Origin of the sequence: Sphingomonas sp. KR3-1 (genome assembly GCF_040049295.1) — a bacterium.
GTDB lineage: Bacteria > Pseudomonadota > Alphaproteobacteria > Sphingomonadales > Sphingomonadaceae > Sphingomonas.
This window is the reverse complement of record NZ_JBDZDQ010000001.1, coordinates 1,171,096-1,190,452: the sequence shown is the minus strand read 5'-3', so window position 1 is coordinate 1,190,452 and position 19,357 is coordinate 1,171,096. Positions and strand designations below refer to the sequence as shown.

Below are 19,357 nucleotides of genomic sequence, written 5' to 3'. Positions count from 1 at the left end.
ATGCCCGAGCCAAGCCGCGATTGCCCCCTCTGCCCGCGCCTCGTCGCGCTGCGCACCCAGTTGCGCGTCGAGCAGCCCGACTGGTGGAACGCGCCGGTGCCGGCGCTCGGCGACCTTGGTGCGCCAATCGCGATCGTCGGGCTCGCGCCCGGCAAGCACGGCGCCAATCGCACCGGCCGCGCCTTTACCGGCGATGCCTCGGGCGAGCTGCTGTTCGCGACGCTCGAGAAGTTCGGGCTGGCCGAGGGCGGCGAGCCCAGGGGCGTGGTGATCCTCAACGCGGTGCGCTGCCTGCCGCCCGAGAACAAGCCCGAGCCGGCCGAGATCCACGCCTGCCGCCCGTTCCTCGCCGCCGAGCTCAAGGCGCCGGTAGTGCTCGCGCTCGGCCAGATCGCGCACCAGTCGGCGGTCAAGGCGATGGGCGGCAAGCTCCCCAAGCACCGCTTCGCGCACGGCGCCGAGCATCGCATGCACTGCGGCCAATGGCTGGTCGATAGCTATCACTGCTCGCGCTACAACCAGAATACCGGCCGGCTGACGCCCGAGATGCTCGAGGCGGTAGTGGCGCGGGCTATTGCCTTGGCGACGCCGGAAGCGCGCTGATGTCGCTCGCCCAGGGGAGCGCGGCGTCGCACCAGATCTGGCTGCGCGGCGGCAGCGCGGCGCGCTGGTCGACGCCGCCGAGGCGGACCGCATAAACCTGCGGATCATCGACGGTGAAGGCGTAGAGGCCCGAGCCGCATTCGCCGCAAAAGGCCTGGCCGCGCCTTGTGCCGCTCTCGGCGGCCTTCACATAGACCCTGGGTTCGCCGGACACGCGGAAGTCCGCCGCATCGACGCGCACCGATGCCCGCCACGGCGCGCCGCTCAACTGCTGGCAATCGTTGCAATGGCAGAGCGCGGTGCGGGCGGGATCCGCCTCGGCCTCGTAGCGGATCGCACCGCAGTGGCAGCTTCCGGTGATGTGCATGGGGCGCAGACATAGAGAAGTCGAACGCGCCATGCTATGCGCGGCGGACCAGTGAAGGAGTGTTCCATGCGGTTCGTCGTGCTCGCCCTTGCCCTGCTTCCCGCCGCCGCCCATGCCGGCGAGAACGACCTCGCCAAGATACGCTCGCACCTGGCGCTGCCGGCCAGGCCGGCCACCGCCTGCCAGAACGCCCGCGCCGACCTCGCCGTGCAGCGCGACCAGCCGGTGCGCATCCGCAATCTCGGCCAGGAGCCGCTCGCCGGCCAGTATCTCGGCGTGGTCCGCACAGAGGATGGCTGCGACAAGCCGATCAAGTCGGCCAGCGACATCGGCACGATCCAGCGCTGAGCCGTCAGGAATCGCGGTAGCGCTGCTCGGCCCAGGGGTCGCCGCGCATGTGATAGCCGTTGACTTCCCAGAAGCCGGGCTTGTCCGCGCCAATCAGCTCGATCTTGCGGATCCACTTGGCGCTCTTCCAGAAATAGAGGTGCGGGATCACCAGCCGCGCCGGGCCGCCATGATCGCGCGCCAGCGGCTTGCCCGCCCAGCCATGCGCGACGATCGCATCGGCCACCGCGAAGTCGGAGAGCAGCACGTTGGTGGTATAGCCGTCATAGCCGTGCAGCATCACTGCCTGCGCCTCGTCGCGCGGCTCGACCGCGGCAAGCAGGTCGCGCGTGAGCACGCCCTGCCAGTCATTGTCGTAGCGCGACCAGCTGGTGACGCAGTGGATGTCGCTCCGCAGGCGCGTCTGCGGCAGTGCCATAAGCCTGGCCCAGTCGAGCGTCAGCGGCCGCGCGACCATGCCGGTCACTTCCAGCTGCCAGCGCTCGCGGGCGATGTCGGGCTGGCGGCCGAGATCGAGGACGGGCCATTTCGCAGTGAGATGCTGGCCGGGCGGCAGCCGCTCTTCCTCGGGCCGCGTGTGCACGCCGGTCAGGAACTTGCCCTGCGCCGCCCATTGCTGCTTCGAGCGGGTGAGCTTGCTGTCCTCGGGAAGGTCGGGATCGTCCATCGAGTCGCTCCTGCATCAGGCAGCGAGGATGCGCCCCGCCAGCCCGCGCCTGCAAGCTACTCGAAGGTGTAGCCTCAGATATCCTGCACCAGCCGCCCGTACAGCTCGGGCCGGCGGTCGCGGAAGAAGCCGAAGGCGGCGCGGTGGCGCTTGGCGAGGGTGAGGTCGAGCGTGGCGGTGATCACGCCCTCTTCCTCGCGGCCGAGCTCGGCGCGGATGTCGCCGCGCTCGTCGGTGATGAAGCTGGTGCCGTAGAAGGTCTGGCCATGCTCGGTGCCGACGCGGTTGGCGGCGACCACCGGCACGACGTTCGACACCGCATGCCCCACCATCGCCCGGCGCCAGAGGCGCGCGGTATCGAGGCTGTCGTCATGCGGCTCGCTGCCGATCGCAGTGGGGTAGAACAGGATGTCGGCGCCCATCAGCATCATCGCGCGGGCGGTCTCGGGATACCATTGATCCCAGCACACGCCGACGCCGAGCGTCGCCTTGTCCGGCCCGTTCCACACCTTGAAGCCGGTGTTGCCGGGGCGGAAATAGAATTTCTCCTCATAGCCCGGGCCATCGGGGATGTGGCTCTTGCGATAGACGCCGGCGATCTTGCCGTCCGGATCGATCATCGCGAGGCTGTTGTAATAATGATGGCCGTCGAGCTCGAAGAAGCTGGTCGGGATATGGATCTTCAGCTCGCGCGCCAGCTCCTGCATCGCGCGCACCGACTTGTGCTCGGCGGTGGGCGCGGCGTTGGCGAACAGGCCCTCGTCCTCGACCCGGCAGAAATATTCGCCTTCGAACAATTCGGGCGGCAGCACGACCTGCGCACCGCGCGACGCCGCCTCGCGGACGAGCCGCGACACGTTCGCGATGTTCGCGTCGATATTGTCGGAAAAGGCGAGCTGCAGGGCGGCGACGGTGATCTCGGTCATGCGCGGCCATGTAATGCGGGCGGGCGGGATTCGCTACCCGCCCGCTCTCGCTTATCCGTTACCCCGGCCTTGTGCCGGGCCCCACCGGGAGGCGCGTACCGGACAAGGGGCTCGAGGGCATGATAGTCGGCACCGTGGGCCCCGGCACAAGGCCGGGGTGACGAGGGGAGTTTGGAAGCGCGCACGGATCGGTTAAGCACGCACGCGATGCTGTCCCGCCCCTTGCTCGTCGCGCTCGCCGCCGGCTTCCTCTCCGCCACCGGATTCGCCCCGCTCGACTGGTGGCCGGTGACCCTGGCCTGCCTGGCGGTGCTGCTGCACCTGGCCTGGCACGCGCCCCGCCTCAAATCGGTGCTGTTGCGCGGCTGGCTGTTCGGCCTGGGCCATTTCACGCTGGGCAACAACTGGATCCAGCACGCCTTCGACTATCAGGACAAGATGCCGCCGGTGCTCGGCTATTTCGCCGTGGTGCTGGTCGCGATCTACCTGGCGATCTACCCGGCGATCGCGATGGGCCTGGCCTGGCGCTTCGCCCGCATCGTCAAGGCGCGGTGGAACGAGCCGGACATCGCCTTCGTCCTCGCCGCCTCGGCCGCCTGGATCGGCAGCGAATATCTGCGCGCGACGCTGTTCACCGGCTATCCGTGGAACCCGATGGGAGTGATCTGGGTGCCGACGCCGATCGCCCAGCTCGCCGCCTTCCTCGGCACCTATGCGCTGTCGGGGCTCACGCTGTTCGTGGCCGGCGCGCTCTATCTCGCCAGCCAGCACCAATATCGCGTGCCGCTCGCCACTGCGGCGCTGCTGCTCGTCGCCGGCGTCGCGCTCAACCCGGGCCGTCCGGTCGAGGACCCGGCGCGCCCGCATGTCCGCGTCGTCCAGCCCAATATCGGCCAGGACGGGGTCGATGCGCCCGACTATCCCGCCCGCGTCCTCGCCAAGCTCGCCGAATGGAGCGGCCAGCCAGGCGCGGTGAAGCGGCTGGTGGTGTGGCCCGAGGGCATGGTCAACTATTTCGTCGAGGACGGCTATCCGCGCCAATATTACCGCGACGGCGATCCGCGCTGGGTGCGCGGGCGGATCGGCGGGCTGCTCGGCCCGGGTGACCGCGCGATGATCGGCGGCAATGCGCTGTTCTTCGAGGGCGAGACGCTGAAGGGCGCCGGCAATTCGGTGTGGACGGTCGATCCTGCGGGCATGCTCGGCGAGCGCTACGACAAGGGGCATCTGGTGCCGTACGGCGAATATCTGCCGATGCGGACGATCCTGGCACCGCTCGGGCTGGCGCGGCTGGTGATGGGCGAGATCGACTTCCTGCCCGGCCCCGGCCCGCGCACGCTGGAAGTGCAAGGCTTCGGCAAGGCGGGCGTGGCGATCTGCTACGAGATCATCTTCTCCGGCCAGATCGTCGACAAGGCGCATCGGCCGGACTTCCTGTTCAATCCTTCGAACGATGCCTGGTTCGGCAGCTGGGGCCCGGTGCAGCATCTGGCGCAGGCGCGGCTCCGCGCGATCGAGGAGGGGCTGCCGATCCTGCGTGCCACGCCCACCGGCATCTCGGCGATCATCGACGCGCATGGCGCGCTGATCGGCATCGTGCCGGCGGGGCAGGAGGGCGCGGTCGAGGCGCCGCTGCCCGCGCCGTTGCCGCCGACGCTGTTCGCGCGGGCTGGCAACTGGCTGGCGCTGCTCGCGGCACTTGCCTCCGTAGTCTTGGCAATTGCCTTCCGCCGCTGGGCCCGCTAGGGCGGCATATAAGGAAAGCTTTATATGGCATGGCAACGGCCGCGCTTTCCTCCCATTGTTTGAGGAAAACCATGCGTTCCAACTATCTCTTCACGTCCGAATCGGTCTCGGAAGGCCATCCCGACAAGGTCGCCGACCAGATTTCCGACGCCATCGTCGATCTGTTCCTCTCGAAGGATCCCGAAGCCCGCATCGCCTGCGAGACGCTGACCACCACGCAGCTGGTCGTCCTCGCCGGCGAGATCCGCGGCAAGGGCATCATGGACACCGAAGGCAACTGGGCCCCGGGCGTGCAGGACGAAGTCGAGCAGACCGTCCGCGATACCGTCAAGCGCATCGGCTATGAGCAGGACGGCTTCCACTGGAAGACCTTCCGCTTCGAGAACAACCTGCACCCGCAGTCCGCCCACATCGCCCAGGGCGTCGACGCCTCGGGCAACAAGGACGAGGGCGCGGGCGACCAGGGCATCATGTTCGGCTATGCCGCCGACGACACGCCCGACCTGATGCCGGCGACGCTCTACTACAGCCACAAGATCCTCGAGCGCATGGCCGCCGATCGCCATTCGGGCGCCGCGCCGTTCCTCGAGCCGGACGCCAAGAGCCAGGTCACGCTGCGCTACGAGGGCAGCAAGCCCGTCGCCGCGACCGCGATCGTCGTCTCGACCCAGCATGGCAAGGGCTATGACGCGGGCGAGAAAGAAGCCGAGCTCCATGCCTATGTGAAGAAGGTCGTTGCCGACATTCTTCCGGCGGCGCTGCTTTCGGACGAGACCGTCTACCACATCAACCCCACCGGCTCGTTCGAGATCGGTGGCCCCGACGGCGACGCAGGCGTCACCGGCCGCAAGATCATCGTCGACACGTACGGCGGTGCGGCTCCGCACGGCGGCGGCGCCTTCTCGGGCAAGGACCCGACCAAGGTCGATCGCTCGGCAGCGTACATCACCCGCTACCTCGCCAAGAACATCGTCGCCGCCGGCCTCGCCCAGCGCGTGACGATCCAGCTGGCCTATGCGATCGGCGTGTCGAAGCCGCTGTCGCTCTATGTCGACACGCACGGCACCGGCACGGTGGGCGACGACAAGATCGAGGAAGCGATCGCCAAGATCGAGAAGCTGGGCGGCCTGACCCCGCGCGGCATCCGCACGCATCTGCAGCTCAACAAGCCGATCTACAGCAAGACCGCGGCGTATGGCCATTTCGGCCGCAAGCCCGAGGGCGACTTCTTCCCCTGGGAGAAGACCGACCTGGTCGAGGATCTGAAGGCCGCTCTGGCCTGATCCTTCGCTTCGGCGAGACGATGAAAGCGCCCCGCGCCGGACCTTCCGGCGCGGGGCTTTTCGTATCGGCAGCGCCGATCGCGGGCGCGCGATCGTAACGGCTTTTCCACAGGCCGGGCGCGCGCGCCGGCGGTGAATTCGCTCTCCTTACGTGGAGTCCTCCTACGTATTCGCACGGGGCATCCTATAAAGCACTGATCAACTGCAATTCTTCACTTAGGATGACACGGAAAGGAGGCGAGTCGGTGGAGTCTCAGAATAGGATGACAGTTCCGGAAACGGCGGCGACGCCGGCTTCGGGTGCGGGGCTCGGGATTGCGTTCCAGCCGATCGCGCAGATCGCCGGTGGGCGGATCCACGCCTATGAGGCGATGGTGTTGCGCGACAACCAGCCGGCAGCGCACGAGTTCGACCAGCTTTCCGCCGAGCAGCGCTGCGACGTCGATCGCCGCTGCGCCGTCGCCGCGATCCGCTGGGCCGCGACCGCCGGCTTCGCCAATTCGGGCGGCCGCCTCGCGATCCCGCTGAGCGCGCCCGCGATCGGTGACCCGGCCGAGCATATCGCGCCCGCGCTGCTCACTGCGCGCCAATATGGCATCGTCGCCGAGCGGCTGGTGTTCACGCTCCACCATTACCAGGCGATCACCAATTCGCAGCTTGCCGACATCATGCATGTCTTCGGCAAGCTCGGCCCGGTCGTCGCCTTCCACGGCATCGGTCCCAATGAATCCGGCCTCGCCGCCTGCGGCAAGTTTGCGCCGCACGCCGTGACGATCGAGCCCGAGCTGGTCACCAGCATCGCCTCGAGCTGGTCGCGCCGCATCGCGATCGAGGATCTGGTGCGCCGGATGCAGGCGCTGGGCCTGCGCATCGTCGCCGCGGGCGTCGACAACGAGCCGGTGTATGAACGCATCCGCGCGTTCGGCGTGCCGCTGGTCCAGGGCAGCTATGTCGGCGTGCCCGCCACCGGGGTGCTGCCCCAGGCGGCCATGCGCAACGCCGCTTGATTCGCTGGCCCGGGGCAATGCCCGGCCAGCGATTCGCGGCGCGCTCGGCCGAAAAGCGCCGCCCTGGCAAGCCGGCACCGGCGCGATATTTCCAGCTCGTTTCGATAGCGTTCCGAGACCACCCCGCGCGACTCGCGGGAATCCGCGGGGCAAGCGGAATCATGCCGGCGCGGACTGGTAGATTCCCCGATGGGGCAAACCCCCTTCGGCGTCGCACGGAATGGAGTTGGTATCGTTAACCATCTTTAAAGGGGCACAGAAAGGAAGCCCCATGCACCCCGACGCCGCTTCGAACGCTCCTGGCCTGACCCTCGCCTTCCAGCCGATGATCGCCACCGCCACCGGCATGCCGTTCGCCTGGCAGGCAGTCGCCACCGCGCAGGGCCGCAGCTTCTCGCAGATCGCCGCGGCGCTGGCGCCGGCAGAGCGTCCCGCGCTCGAAATGGCGCGGATCAGCGGCGCGATCGCCGGGGCGGTCAATGCCGGGCTGCTCGACGGCGAGGCGCTGCTCGCCATCCCCGTCGGCGCCGCCGGCGGCGCGCCCGAGCCGCTGCTTGCGCACCTCTTTCGCACCGCGATCGAGCACCGCGTCGCGCTCGACCGCATCGTCGTCGAGATCAATGCCGACGAGCGCGGCGATCTCGCCCGCGTCGCCGGGCTTGCCCAGGCCTGTGTCGAGCGCGGCATCGCCATCGCGTTCGACAGCTTCGCCGTCGGCCCGCTCGCCGTCCGCCTGCTCGGCCGCTTCACCCCGCGCTTCGTCAAGCTCGACTCGGGGCTGGTCCGCAACATCTCCGACAGCAGCTCGCGCCGGGTGATCGTCGAGGGCGTGCTGCGCCTGGCCCGCAACATGGACGTGACGCTGATCGCCAACGGCATCGTCCGCCGCGAGGATCTCGCGATGCTCGGCACGATGGGCATTCGTCACATGCAGGGCGACTGGATCGCGCCGGCACTGGCGCACCCGCTGCCGCCCGCGCACATCGCCCGCCGCGAGCCGCGCATCAATGTCCCCCAGCACCGCCGCCTCGCCGCGCACCAGCGCGCCGCCACCAGCCGCCCCGCAGCCTCTGCGGCGCTCGCCCAGGCACTCTAAGCCTTGTTCTGATCGCCGAGGGCGCTAACAGGCCCCCGTGTCCGATCCCGTTTCCATCCGCCGCCTCTATGGCCGCCGCCAGGGCCACAAGCTCCGCCAGGGCCAGTCCGAGCTCGTCGAAGCATTGCTGCCCGAGGTGAGCGTCCCCGAATCGGGCCCGCTCGATTCGCAGATCCTCTTCGGTGACGAGCGCCCCCTAGAATTCGAGATCGGCTTCGGCGCGGGCGAGCATCTCGCCGGCCAGGCCGCGGCGCGCCCCGATACCGGCTTCATCGGCTGCGAGCCCTTCCTCAACGGCGTGGTCGGCGCGCTCGGCCATATCCGCGACGGCGAGCTGACCAATGTCCGCCTGCACATGGGCGACGCGCTGGAGGTGCTCGAGCGGCTGCCCGATGCCAGTCTCGACCGACTCTACCTCCTTCACCCCGATCCCTGGCGCAAGGCGCGCCACGCCAAGCGGCGCATGGTCAATCACGGCCCGATGGACATCATCGCCGCCAAGCTGAAGCCGGGCTGCGAGTTCCGTCTCGGCACCGATCATCCGGTCTATGTCCGCTGGGCGATGATGATCATGAACCAGCGCCGCGACTTCGAATGGCAGGCGAAGACCGCGCAGGATTTCCTCACCCGCCCCGACGACTGGCCGGAGACGCGCTACGAGCGCAAGGCGCGGCGGCTGGGCCATGAGGTCTGGTATTTCCGTTATCTGAGAGTCTGAAGGGAGGGGCATGATGGACCGCAGGACGTTGCTCGGCGCCGCCGCCGCGATCCCCGTCGCCCCCGCCCTTGCCACCGCCTCCGAAGACGATTGGGCGAAGATCGCCGCCCAGTATGACGTCACCCGCAAGACCGTGCAGCTCGAGCATGGCAATTGGGGGATGATGGCGAAGCCGGTGCTCGCCGCCTATCGCGCCCATGTCGAGCGGGTGAACCGCGACACCAGCTTCTATGCAAGGCGCGAGATGCCCGGCGAGATCGAAGCGATCCGCGCCCGCGTCGCCGCGACACTGGGCGTCGCCACCGGCGAACTCGCCTTCACCCGCAACGCCACCGAGGCGATGCGCGCGCTGATCCTCGGCTACAACAAGCTGCGCCCCGGCGACGCGGTGCTTTACGCCGATCTGACTATGATTCAATGCAGGCCTGCATGGAGTCGCTCAAGGCCCGGCGCGGGGTGGAGGTGATCCGGATCGCGATGCCGCTCCCTGCGACGCATCAGGCAGTGATCGACGCCTATGCCCGCGCCCTCCAGGCGCATCCGAACCTGCGCATGGCGCTGCTCACCCAGGTCAGCCACCGCACCGGCCTGGTGCTGCCGGTCGCCGAGATCGCGGCGATGGCGAAGCTCTACGATATCGACGTCATCGTCGATGCCGCGCACGGCGTCGGCCAGATCGACTATCGCCTGCCCGATCTCGAGGCGGCGTTCATCGGCATCAACTTGCACAAATGGATCGGCGCGCCGCTCGGTGTCGGCGCGGTCGTGATCCGCGACGGGCAGCTCGCGGATATCGACGTCGACCCCGCCGAGCCCGGCGCCGATCCGCAGGATATTCGCTCGCGCGTGCATACCGGCACTCCCGACTATGCCGCGCAGCTCGCGGTGCCGGCGGCGCTCGACTTCCAGGAGAGCATCGGCCTCGCCGCCAAGCAGGCCCGGCTGCGGGCATTGCGCGACCGCTGGGTCGGCCCGGCGCGCGCGATGCCCGGCGTCGAGATCCTCGTGCCCGACGAGCCCGGCAGCTACGGCGCGATCACCTCGTTCCGGCTGAAGGGGCAGACCAGCCACGAAGCCAATGTCGCGCTGGCGAAGCGGCTGCTGGAAGCGCACGGCATCTTCACCGTCCACCGTGACGGGCTGGCTTCGGGCAGCTGCGTGCGGGTGACGCCGGCACTGGCGACGACGATGGAGGAGGTCGATCGGCTGGTTGCGGCGCTGCGGACGATCGCCGGTTAGCCATCCCTCTTCTTTCCCCGGCGAAGGCCGGGGCCCAGCCTTGAAAGTCACGCGCCCTGGCGCGTCTTCGCCGCGCACTGTTTAGTCTGGGCCCCGGCCTTCGCCGGAAAGGAATTACTCGGAAAGCTCCACCCATACCGGCGCATGGTCGCTGGTCTTCTCCCAGCCGCGCACCTCGCGGTCGACCTCCGCCGCCTTCAGCCGCTTCGCCGCCGGCGCGTTGAGCAGCAGATGGTCGATCCTGAGGCCGGCGTTCCGCGCATAGGCGTTCCGGAAATAGTCCCAGAAGGTGTAGATCGTCTCGCCGGGGTGGAGGTGGCGCAGCGCATCGGTCCAGCCCTGGTCGAGCAGCTTGAAATACGCCGCACGCGCCTCGGGGGCGAACAGCGCGTCGTCGACCCAGCGCTCGGGTTTGTAGACGTCGAGATCGGTCGGCATCACATTATAGTCGCCCGCCAGCACCACCGCCTCGTCGAGCCCGACCAGCGCGGCGGCGCGCAGCGCGAACCGCGCCATCCATTTGAGCTTGTAGTCGAACTTCGGCCCGGGCTTCGGATTGCCGTTGGGCAGGTACAGCCCGCCGATCAGCACGCCGTTCACCGCCGCCTCGATATAGCGGCTCTGCACATCCTCGGGATCGCCGGGCAGCCCGCGATGCGTCTCCACCGGATCGCAGCCCCGCGCCAGGATCGCGACGCCGTTCCAGCTCTTCTGCCCATGCCACACCGCGCCATAGCCGGCGTCGCGGATCGCGCCTTCGGGGAATTTCTCCTGCGGCGCCTTCAGCTCCTGCAGGCACACCGCATCGGGCCGCGCTGCTTCGAGCCAGCGCAGCAGGACGGGCAGGCGGCCGTTGATGCCGTTGACGTTGTAGGTGGCGATCTTCACGTCCGGTTGGACGCGGTGGGGCGGGAAGGGTTCCGAACAATTCCTCCCCGACACAGGGAGGGGGGAATGAAGAATTACGCCGCCTCGAGCTTCGCGCGGTCCCGTAGCGTGATCCCGCGTGCGCCCATCAGGTTGATCGCGCCCTCGGTCTTGAGCTTGGTGAGCTGGCGGCTGACCGTCTCGATCGTCAGTCCCAGTACTTCGGCCATCTCGCCGCGGGTGAGCGGCAGGTCGAAGGTCACCGGGCCGAGTGCGGTGGCGCGGCAGCCCTGGGCGCGGTCGGCAAGGTCGAGCAGCAGCCCGGCGACCTTCTCGCGCGCCGACAGCCGGGCGAGGGTGAGCATCCGCGCGCGCGCCTCGTCGAGCGCCGCCATCGTGCGCTGGAGGAGCAGCCGCTCCATCTTCGCATGATCCTCGAGCACGCGCTCGAAGGGCTGGCGCGGGAAGACGCAGAGCTCGGCATCGCCCAGCGCGGTCACGGTGAAGTCGGCCAGCTCCGCCCAGGGGCGGCCGACGAAATCGGCGGGGTAGAGCAGGCCGACGACCTGCTCGCGGCCATCGGGCGTGGTCGCGCTCAGCTTGAGCACGCCGGAGATCAGGTTGGCGCACACCAGGCTTTCCTCGCCCGCCCATATCAGCGCCTGGCCGCGCTGGAGGTGGCGATGCTGGCCGAGCGCGTTGAGCGCGCCGAGTTCCTTGTCGTTGAGGCTGGCGCAAAGCGCGCTGTCGCGCACGGCGCAGTCGGAGCAGGTCTGGGCAGCCAGCATACCCCCCTATTACGCGGTTTTGACGTTCGTCAAAGCATGGGAATGTCCGGAGGCGCAGCGCAGGCTCGGTTCCAACCCCGGAGGGTCCCGATGTTCCTCTATCTAGTCGCCGCTGCCTTCACGCTGTTCGCCGTCACCGTCACTGCCCTGAGCATCGACGACGCGGTGCGCTTCCGCTGCCGCTGAGCCCGTCTCGGCGCGGCCGCTGCTCTTCCATGCCGTGCGCAGCAGCTTGCCGGCCAGCGCGTCGATTCCCGGCCGGATGAACAGCCAGTCGCGAATCGCCGGGCCCTTCGCAGCGCCGATCACCTGCTTGTAGCCGCTGTCGCCGGCGCCCCAGTCGACGCTGGCGATGCCGTCCTCAAGTCCGCGGACGAGGTTGCGGTAATAGAGCAGCTTGCCCGGCGAATGCTTGGCGAAGCGCGGATCGTAGCTGTTGGCGACTGCGTATTTGAGCGCGCCGGCGTTCAGGTCGAACGAGAAGGCCGCGGGCGCGCCGTCGATGCGGAGCAGCGCGGCCCACATCATCCCGGCGATCACCGGATCTTCGGCCGCCGCGCGCCAGAAGCCGCCATGGCCGCGCGCGGTGAACTTGGCGTCGGAGCCGTCGGTCCTGGCCGCAATCCAGCTTTTCTCTTCGATTCCCGCGAGCGCGTCGAACGCCGCGTCGGTCCAATCGGCGCCGTGGACGAAGCGCCAGTCGAGTTCGCCATGGCTGCCGAGATGCTTCTCGTGGAAGCGATTCTTCTTGAGCGTCGAGTTGCGCGGCCAGGGGCCTTCGCTGCGGGCGGCGGCGATATCGAGCGCGAAGCTGTCCGCCACGAAGCGGTCGAGCACTGCCCAGCCCTTGGCGCGGGCGGCTTCCTTGAGAAGCTCGAGCCCCGGATCGCCGTCATAGACCGGACCGACGCGCAGCGCGCGCGCCTCGCGGGCGAGCCGGGGCAGCAGCGCCTCGACGGCCTCGACGCCGGCATCCTCGCGGATGGGGAAGCTGCGGAACGGCCAGTAGCAGCCAGGCACCGAGACCAGCCTCGCCCAGGCCGGGCCCGAGGCGATGATCGGCAGCGCGGCGACGGGCTCGCCCTCGCGCGCCACCGTGATCGTGCGGGCATGGCCGCCATAGGCGCGCAGCGCGGCGGCGAACCAGCCATAGCGCAGGAAGCGGTGCGACGGCGCCGCGTGCGCCGCCACCGCGTCGATCGCCCCCGCCAGCCCGTCGACGCAATCGACGGTGAGCGCCGGCGGCAGGCGCGTGAATTCCTCGAGCAGCATCGGCTTCGACATGGCGAGGGTCTTAGCGCGCTACCCGTTACCAAGCCGTGATGAGGCCTCTGGCCCGTCATCCCCGCGAAGTCGGGAGGGACGGTAAAGCAATCAGGCGCCGCGGGCCCAGGCCCGCGCCTGTTCCAGTTCCTCGGGCGTGAAGCTCTTCTGCGCGCCGGGCATCATCCAGCTTGTGGTCTTCGCCGCCATGAGGATCCAGCCGATATCGGTGACCAGCGCGATGCGGCCGATCCTGGTGATGTGGCTCGCGCCCCAGCTGATGTCCTTCCACCAGGCGGCGAGCTCCATCCCAGCGAAATTGCGCACGACCGCCACGGCATTGAGCTTGCCGTGCCGCGCGATCAGCGCGTCCATTTCCGCGGCGGCGGCATCATATTCGGCGCGCGACACTTCGCCGTCGACGGTGAATTCGATCACCCCGGCATCCATGTCGGTCTCGAACGTCATCATGGGCTTCACTCCGATCGGTTACGCAGTCATAACGTACCGCGCATGGAAGGTCCCTATCTCTCCACAGTCTCGGAAACCATCCAGGCGGCGATCGCCCCGGTGTTCCTGCTGGCCGGCATCGGCGCGTTCCTGAACGTCATCGTCGGGCGGCTGGCGCGCATCGTCGATCGGGCGCGGAGCATCGAGCAGCTCCACCCGCGCTCGACCGGGCCTGAGCATGATCGCCACGTCTGGGAGCTGCGCATCATCGATCGCCGGATCTCGGTGATCAACAACGCGATCTTCCTGTGCACCGCCAGCGGCCTGTCGATCTGCTGCGTCGTCGCGCTGATGTTCGTCGCGCGGCTGCTCAACCTCCATGTCGGGCTGTGGGTGGCGGGGGCGTTCATCGTCTCGATGCTGCTGCTGATGGCCGGGCTGATCTATTTCCTGGTCGAGGTGCGCATGTCGCTCGAGGCGATCCATGTCCGCCAGGAGCTGCTCGAGCTCGGCGAGAAGCCGTGAGTCCCGCCGCGGAGAAGCGGCTGCTCCAGATCGTCATGCTGCTGGTGCTGCTGGTGCCGCTCTCGGGCGCGCTGATCGGCATCGTCCGCGGGCCCGAAGGCTTCGACCGAACCGCCACCGGCATCACGCTCGACAGCCATTTCCGCTACCTCTCCGGCCTGTTGCTGGCGATGGTCGCGCTGTTCGCCAGCTGCGTGGCCGGGATCGAGCGCAACGGCGCGCGGCTGCGGCTGATATCGGTGCTGCCGATCACTGGCGGGCTGGCACGGCTGCTCGCGCTCGTCGTGGCGGGCGTGCCGAGTTGGCAGCACCAGGCTGCGCTCGGCATCGAGCTTGGCGTGGTGCCGTTGATCCTGCTCTGGCAGGCGCGCCTCGCCCGCCGATTCTAGGGCTTGCGCGGGCCCAGGTCGGCGGGGATCGTCGCCAGGTATTTGGGCGCCACCCGCGCGTGAGTCGCCTGTTCATAGGCATAGCCCGCGTTCAGCAGCAGGCCTTCCGAATAGGCCGTGCCGATGAACGACAGCCCCGCCGGCAGCCCGTTCACCAGCCCCATCGGCACGGTGAGGTGCGGATAGCCCGAGACCGCGGGCAGCTCGCTCGCCGAAGGGCCCTGGAACTGGTCGCCATGCGCCGGATCGCTCAGCCAGGGCGTGCCATAGGTGGGGGTGACCAGGATCTGCACGCCGCCCGCCTTCAGCATCGCGTCGATCCCCTCCGGGCCGGCCATGCGCTGCGACTTCTCGCGCGCCGCCCTGTACTCCGGATCGTCGAGCCCCTTGGTCGTGTCCGACTTGACGAAGGTCTCCTGCCCGAAGAACGGCATTTCGCTGTCCTTGTGCGCCGCGTTGAAGGCGATCAGGTCGGCGAGCGTCCGGGTCGTCACGCTGGCCGGCGTGGTGGCGAGATAGGTCGCCATGTCGGCCTTGAGCTCGGTGTGGAGCACCAGGCTCTCCGCCTCGCCCAGACCCTTCATCTCCGGCACCTTGACCTCGACCAGTTCGGCACCCGCCGCGCGCAGCTCGTCGAGCGCCTTGTCGAAGCGCGCGGCCAGGTCGTCGGCCATTTCGGGCTTCCAATAGCCGATCTTCATGCCCTTGAGCGCATCGGCGCTGAGCCCCGCGGCATAGTCCTTGCGGTGCTTGTCGGCGTCCTTGGTGGCCGGATCGGCGGGGTCGCTGCCGATCATCGCGCCGAACAGGATCGCCGCATCCTTGACCGAGCGCGCCATCGGCCCCGGCGTGTCCTGGCTGTGACTGATCGGCACCACGCCCGAGCGGCTGACCAGCCCCACGGTGGGCTTCAACCCGACCAGCCCGTTCATCGAGGCCGGGCACACCACCGAGCCGTCGGTCTCGGTGCCGACCGCGACCGCCGCCAGGCTCGCCGCCACCGCCGCGCCGGAGCCGCTCGACGATCCGCAGGCCGAGCGATCGAGCGCATAGGGGTTCTTCACCAGCCCGCCGACCGCGCTCCACCCGCTCATCGAGTTGTTCGAGCGGATGTTCGCCCATTCGCTGAGGTTGGTCTTGCCGAGGATGATCGCGCCCTGCGCGCGCAGCTTCGCCACCAGCGGCGCGTCGCGGCCGGTATCGTTGTTGGCGAGCGCCAGGCTGCCCGCGGTGGTCGGCATGTTCTGCGTCTCGATATTGTCCTTGATCAGCACCGGGATGCCGTCGAGCGGGCCGAGGCTCTTGCCGGCCTTGCGCCGCGCATCGCTGTCGCGCGCGTCGGCGCGCAGGTCCTTGGCCGGCGCGGTGACGATCACCGCGCGCAGCGTCGGGCCGCTGCGATCGAGCATGTCGATCCGGGCGACATAGGCATCGACCAGTCCGCTGCTGGTCTGGGTACCGGCGGCGAGCATCGCGCGCAGATCGTCGATCGACTTCTCCCCGATCGCGATCGAGGCGACCGGCGCCTCCTGGATCACGATGTCGTCGGGCTTGTTCGCCCCGGGCGCCACGCCTGCGGGCGCTGCCGCATCCTGCGCCCAGGCGGGCGATGCCGCCGCCAATGCCACTGCCAGCGCCGTCAGTCCCGTCCGCATGTGCCGTCCCCGAATCCCGTTGCGGCGCCAGCCTAGCGTGCGCGCCTAGAGCCGCAAGCCGAACCGCGGGGCCGACCAGGTCATGAGCAGGTAAAGCGCGACGGTCAGTGCGCAGCCGAGCGCCAGCGCCAGCCAGAAATGCATCCCGCTGCGCATCAGGGCGGGGATGACGAGGAACATCGGCAGCGAGGGCAGGACGTACCAGAAGGTCGCCTCGGCATGCGCCGCCATGTTCGCGGCATCGGGCTTGTCGTGCCAAAGCCAGAGCATGCCGAGCACCGAGACCAGCGGCAGCGACGCCACCAGCGCGCCGAGGCCCGGATAGCGCTTCGCAAGCTCCGAGGCGATGGCGATGATCACGCCCGAAAGCGCGGCCTTGACCGCCAGGTACAGCATCAGTCCCCGACCTCCACGCTCGCCTCGACCGACATGCCCGGCCGCAGCCGCGCCGCCGCTTCCTGGTTCGGATCGATGCGGATCCGCACCGCGATCCGCTGCGGGATCTTGACGAAATTGCCCGTGGCGTTGTCGCTGCGGATCACCGCGAACTCCGATCCCGCCGCCGGCGCCAGCTGTTCGACGATGCCGGTGAGCTTCGCCCCGCCCAGCGCGTCGACCTTGAAGCTCGCGCGCTGCCCCGGCCGGATCCGCGCGGTCTGCGCTTCCTTGAAGGCGGCGGTGACCCACAAAGTCTGCGGCACCAGCGCCATCAGCTGAGTGCCGGCGGTGACATATTGCCCCTGGCGCCCGCCGATCTCGCCCAATTGCCCGTTGACCGGCGCGCGGATCACTGTGTTGGCCAGGTCGATCTCGGCGAGGTGGAGCGCCGCCTGCGCCGCATCGACCGAGGCGACCAGCCCGCCTTTGTTGACGCGCACGCTCTGGATGTCCTCGCTCGCCACCGTCCGCGCCGCCTGGGCCTGCGCCACCGCCGCCTGCGCGGTCTGCAGCGTCGCCAGCGCGGCATCCCGGTCGCGCCTGGTCACGAAGCCCTGCTTGGCGAGCGCATCGATCCGCGCGAAATCGGCCTGCGCCTTGGTTAGCTGCGCCTGTGCCGAGCCCACCGCCGCGGTCTGCGAGCCATAGGTCGCGGTCTTCGACGCCGCCTGTTGCGGGTTGTTGGCGAGCGCCGCCTGCGCGCTGGCGACGTTCGCCCGGGCCTGGTCGACCCGCTGGCGATAGATGCGGTCGTCGATCCGGGCGAGCACGTCGCCGGCCTTGACGCTGGCGAAGTCCTGCACCGGCACCTGCGTCAGATATCCGCTCACCTGCGGGCTGATCACCGTCACCTGGCCGCGGACATAGGCGTTCTCGGTCGATTCGACATGGCCGGCAAAAGGCCCGGCGCGCCACGCCATCAGCACCGCGGTCACGCCCGCAACGATCAGCAGCGCCGCGATCAGGATCGCGACCCAGGAGAGCTTGGGCGGCACCCAGCGCCGCGCGGTGACCTCCGGCATCGGCGGCGGGTCGCCGCCTTCGCTGCGCGCCGCGACCGCCTGGGTCCCGGGTGCCGCTTCGATCACCGGGGCTTCCGGCTCAGCCATTCTGTGCTCCTGCTGCTTGTTGCTCGGCGGCCGCGCGCGCCAGGTTCTGGCGCCGGATCCGCAGGATGGGGATGAAGACCCACAGGATCGTGCCTGCCGCGATCGCCGCGATCAGCAGGAACGTATCGTTATAGGCCAGGATGTTCGCCTCGCGCGTCACCGTCTGCGAGAGCAGCGAGGCGCCCTCGGCCTGGCGCAGGCCCGGATCGACCAGCACCTTGCCATAGGCGCCGGCATATTGCTGGATGCGCTGCGTCACCAGCGGGTCGTCATTGGTCAGCCCCGCGACGATAGCGTTGCTGTGCGCCCGCTCGCGGATCACCTGGAAGGTGCCGAGCATCGCCGACCCGAACAGCCCGCCCAGATTCTGGGTGATGCCGAACAGCGCCGAGAAGCTGACGAAATGCGTCGGCCCCTCGCGCAGCGCGCGGGTCAGCCCGATCAGCATCGCCGGGCCGATGAACAGCGCGCTGGCGAAGCCGAGCAGCGCCTGGCTGAAATACATGTCGTGCGGGCGGATCAGGTTGGTCGAATCCGAATCGAGCCACGCCCCCAGCGCGATCAGCGCAAGCGCGACCAGGATCGGCCCGCCGAGGAAATTGGGATCGATGGTCAGCGCGCCGATCGCGATCCCCGCCAGCGTCGCCAGCAGCACCACCAGATAGAGCATGCGCATCTGGTCGTTGCCCATGCCGACCACGCTGAGCAGCCCCGATGCGCCGATCGTCTGCTCCGACAGCACCACGCGGACCAGGATCGAGACCAGCGCGAAGCGGATGATGTCGCGGCTGCCCAGCCAGCGCGTGTTGAGCAGCGGGCGCGCCCGGTGGTGCTCGATCAGCCAGGCGATCGGCAGCAGCACGATCGCGCCGATCAGCGCCGGCGCGATCCACGGCGCCTCGAACCACCACAGGGTCCGCCCCAGCCCGAGCACTGCGCAGAGCAGCGCCATGCCGGTGGCGAAGATCGGAAAGGTCACGAAGTCGAGCGGCTCGAACGCCTTGAGCCGCTCGACCGGGGGCAGCACCAGCAGGCGCACGCCGGCCAGGCAGAACAGCGCCAGGCCCAGCTCGAACAGGTACATGGTCTGCCAGCGATCGGGCTCGAACGCCTCGCTCGGGAAGAGGCGGGCGAGGGGGACGGCGATCTGTGAGAGCGAGATCGCCACCACCAGCCCCTTCAGCCGATGCTCGGGCGTCCAGGCCTGGATCATGTAGAGCAGCCCCACCGTACTGCACGCCGCCGCGGCGATCCCGCTGATCGCGCGCACCGCCACCGCGGTGGCGAAGCTGTGGACGAACAGATGCGCGCCGGTGGTGATCGCGAAGGTCGCCAGGAAGATCTGGGTGAACAGGCGGATGCCGAACTGCTGGCGGAACTTGATCAGCACCAGGTTGGCGCAGACATTGGTCATCACATAGACGGTCGGCAGCCACTGGATCTCGGCCGAATAGAGCCCCAGCGATCCCTGCAGGCTGGTCAGGTTGGCGGTGACGATCGCGTTGCCGAGCGAGCCCGACAGGATCACCAGCACCGCCACGCTGAAATAGGCGATGCGCCGCGCCGGCGGATGCCAGGGGGTGGGCGGCGAGCCGGGCATCGGCGAGCGTTCGTGCGGGGCCGGCTGCCACGCCGCCCGCTCGTCCGTCACTGCCCCGTTCGTTGCCATATCGACATAATTCCGCTTGCGGCAGAACGATCCGCCGAAGGGCTGGCCTGTAGACCCGCACAACCTTGGTTGAATATCGCGCAATCGGCAACGCTCGGTTGCGTTAAGTGCAACTGCTCTTTGGAGTGGGTGCAGCAGGGAAGGTGCGGGAAGTCGTCGGCAACGCAAATCAGTTCCCGACGAAAACCGGGGAGTGGCCGAAGT

The 19,357-nt window shown here is 68.8% G+C and carries 22 protein-coding genes; 11 read left to right on the top strand and 11 right to left on the bottom strand.

Annotation, left to right across the window (positions count from 1 at the left end):
• Positions 1 to 603 carry a uracil-DNA glycosylase gene (locus tag ABLE38_RS05985; protein WP_348973245.1) on the top strand — a complete coding sequence of 201 codons (603 nt, stop codon included), beginning with the start codon at positions 1 to 3 and terminating at the stop codon, positions 601 to 603.
• Here the strand turns inward: ABLE38_RS05985 and ABLE38_RS05980 are convergent.
• A complete protein-coding gene (locus ABLE38_RS05980; RefSeq protein ID WP_348973244.1) occupies positions 572 to 970 on the bottom strand; it encodes a GFA family protein in 399 nt (132 codons plus the stop codon). The genes ABLE38_RS05985 and ABLE38_RS05980 overlap by 32 nt on opposite strands.
• Before the next feature lie 66 nt (positions 971 to 1,036).
• Between ABLE38_RS05980 and ABLE38_RS05975 the strand changes: the two genes are divergently transcribed.
• Positions 1,037 to 1,318 (top strand): hypothetical protein, encoded by a 282-nt coding sequence (locus ABLE38_RS05975; protein ID WP_348973243.1) that lies wholly within the window; start codon positions 1,037 to 1,039, stop codon positions 1,316 to 1,318.
• 4 nt (positions 1,319 to 1,322) lie between these two features.
• Here ABLE38_RS05975 and ABLE38_RS05970 read toward each other — a convergent pair whose 3' ends face one another.
• Positions 1,323 to 1,985, bottom strand: a complete 663-nt coding sequence (locus ABLE38_RS05970) for a sulfite oxidase-like oxidoreductase (RefSeq protein WP_348973242.1) — start codon at positions 1,983 to 1,985, stop codon at positions 1,323 to 1,325.
• Positions 1,986 to 2,059: 74 nt separating this feature from the next.
• Positions 2,060 to 2,911 carry an N-carbamoylputrescine amidase gene (aguB, locus tag ABLE38_RS05965; RefSeq protein ID WP_348973241.1) on the bottom strand — a complete coding sequence of 284 codons (852 nt, stop codon included), beginning with the start codon at positions 2,909 to 2,911 and terminating at the stop codon, positions 2,060 to 2,062.
• A 207-nt stretch (positions 2,912 to 3,118) separates the two neighbouring features.
• Here aguB and lnt point away from each other — a divergent pair, with 207 nt between their 5' ends.
• From lnt to ABLE38_RS05930, 7 genes are all read left to right on the top strand, one after another.
• Positions 3,119 to 4,657, top strand: coding sequence for an apolipoprotein N-acyltransferase (lnt, locus tag ABLE38_RS05960; RefSeq protein WP_348973240.1), 1,539 nt, complete (start codon positions 3,119 to 3,121; stop codon positions 4,655 to 4,657).
• A 71-nt stretch (positions 4,658 to 4,728) separates the two neighbouring features.
• The gene (gene metK / locus ABLE38_RS05955; RefSeq protein WP_348973239.1) at positions 4,729 to 5,940 is read left to right on the top strand and encodes a methionine adenosyltransferase; all 1,212 of its coding nucleotides are present in this window, start codon (positions 4,729 to 4,731) and stop codon (positions 5,938 to 5,940) included.
• A 263-nt stretch (positions 5,941 to 6,203) separates the two neighbouring features.
• Positions 6,204 to 6,947, top strand: coding sequence for an EAL domain-containing protein (locus ABLE38_RS05950; RefSeq protein ID WP_348973238.1), 744 nt, complete (start codon positions 6,204 to 6,206; stop codon positions 6,945 to 6,947).
• Between the two features lie 271 nt (positions 6,948 to 7,218).
• Positions 7,219 to 8,043, top strand: coding sequence for an EAL domain-containing protein (locus ABLE38_RS05945; protein ID WP_348973237.1), 825 nt, complete (start codon positions 7,219 to 7,221; stop codon positions 8,041 to 8,043).
• A gap of 37 nt (positions 8,044 to 8,080) precedes the next feature.
• Positions 8,081 to 8,761, top strand: coding sequence for a tRNA (guanine(46)-N(7))-methyltransferase TrmB (locus tag ABLE38_RS05940; protein WP_348973236.1), 681 nt, complete (start codon positions 8,081 to 8,083; stop codon positions 8,759 to 8,761).
• Between the two features lie 13 nt (positions 8,762 to 8,774).
• Entirely contained in the window at positions 8,775 to 9,227 is a 453-nt protein-coding gene (locus ABLE38_RS05935) for an aminotransferase class V-fold PLP-dependent enzyme (RefSeq protein ID WP_348973235.1), read from the top strand.
• Positions 9,191 to 10,000, top strand: coding sequence for an aminotransferase class V-fold PLP-dependent enzyme (locus ABLE38_RS05930; RefSeq protein ID WP_348973234.1), 810 nt, complete (start codon positions 9,191 to 9,193; stop codon positions 9,998 to 10,000). Before ABLE38_RS05935 ends, ABLE38_RS05930 begins: the two co-directional genes overlap by 37 nt.
• A 114-nt stretch (positions 10,001 to 10,114) precedes the next feature.
• Here the strand turns inward: ABLE38_RS05930 and xth are convergent, their stop codons facing one another.
• The 4 genes from xth to ABLE38_RS05910 all read right to left on the bottom strand — a co-directional run bounded on the left by xth (position 10,115) and on the right by ABLE38_RS05910 (position 13,389).
• Positions 10,115 to 10,888 carry an exodeoxyribonuclease III gene (gene xth / locus ABLE38_RS05925; protein ID WP_348973233.1) on the bottom strand — a complete coding sequence of 258 codons (774 nt, stop codon included), beginning with the start codon at positions 10,886 to 10,888 and terminating at the stop codon, positions 10,115 to 10,117.
• Between the two features lie 74 nt (positions 10,889 to 10,962).
• Positions 10,963 to 11,655 carry a Crp/Fnr family transcriptional regulator gene (locus ABLE38_RS05920; RefSeq protein ID WP_348973232.1) on the bottom strand — a complete coding sequence of 231 codons (693 nt, stop codon included), beginning with the start codon at positions 11,653 to 11,655 and terminating at the stop codon, positions 10,963 to 10,965.
• A gap of 102 nt (positions 11,656 to 11,757) precedes the next feature.
• Entirely contained in the window at positions 11,758 to 12,939 is a 1,182-nt protein-coding gene (locus ABLE38_RS05915; protein WP_348973231.1) for a GNAT family N-acetyltransferase, read from the bottom strand.
• A 90-nt stretch (positions 12,940 to 13,029) separates the two neighbouring features.
• Positions 13,030 to 13,389 carry an STAS/SEC14 domain-containing protein gene (locus ABLE38_RS05910; RefSeq protein ID WP_348973230.1) on the bottom strand — a complete coding sequence of 120 codons (360 nt, stop codon included), beginning with the start codon at positions 13,387 to 13,389 and terminating at the stop codon, positions 13,030 to 13,032.
• 42 nt (positions 13,390 to 13,431) lie between these two features.
• Here ABLE38_RS05910 and ABLE38_RS05905 point away from each other — a divergent pair, with 42 nt between their 5' ends.
• Positions 13,432 to 13,893, top strand: coding sequence for a DUF2721 domain-containing protein (locus ABLE38_RS05905; RefSeq protein ID WP_348973229.1), 462 nt, complete (start codon positions 13,432 to 13,434; stop codon positions 13,891 to 13,893).
• On the top strand, positions 13,890 to 14,282 hold the full coding sequence (locus ABLE38_RS05900; RefSeq protein ID WP_348973228.1) for a DUF4345 domain-containing protein: 393 nt from the start codon (positions 13,890 to 13,892) through the stop codon (positions 14,280 to 14,282). The genes ABLE38_RS05905 and ABLE38_RS05900 overlap by 4 nt, the downstream gene beginning before the upstream one ends.
• On the opposite strand, the gene ABLE38_RS05895 is transcribed toward ABLE38_RS05900, so the two are convergent.
• Genes ABLE38_RS05895 through ABLE38_RS05880 form a run of 4 tightly spaced genes read right to left on the bottom strand, consistent with a single transcriptional unit; the run spans position 14,279 to position 19,153 of the window.
• On the bottom strand, positions 14,279 to 15,937 hold the full coding sequence (locus ABLE38_RS05895) for an amidase (RefSeq protein ID WP_348973227.1): 1,659 nt from the start codon (positions 15,935 to 15,937) through the stop codon (positions 14,279 to 14,281). The genes ABLE38_RS05900 and ABLE38_RS05895 overlap by 4 nt on opposite strands.
• A gap of 45 nt (positions 15,938 to 15,982) precedes the next feature.
• Complete coding sequence (locus tag ABLE38_RS05890) at positions 15,983 to 16,333, bottom strand: DUF3147 family protein (RefSeq protein ID WP_348973226.1); 351 nt, start codon at positions 16,331 to 16,333, stop codon at positions 15,983 to 15,985.
• Positions 16,333 to 17,484 (bottom strand): HlyD family secretion protein, encoded by a 1,152-nt coding sequence (locus tag ABLE38_RS05885; protein ID WP_348973225.1) that lies wholly within the window; start codon positions 17,482 to 17,484, stop codon positions 16,333 to 16,335. The genes ABLE38_RS05890 and ABLE38_RS05885 overlap by 1 nt, the downstream gene beginning before the upstream one ends.
• Positions 17,477 to 19,153 (bottom strand): MFS transporter, encoded by a 1,677-nt coding sequence (locus tag ABLE38_RS05880; RefSeq protein WP_348973224.1) that lies wholly within the window; start codon positions 19,151 to 19,153, stop codon positions 17,477 to 17,479. Before ABLE38_RS05880 ends, ABLE38_RS05885 begins: the two co-directional genes overlap by 8 nt.
• Between the last annotated feature and the right edge of the window lie 204 nt (positions 19,154 to 19,357).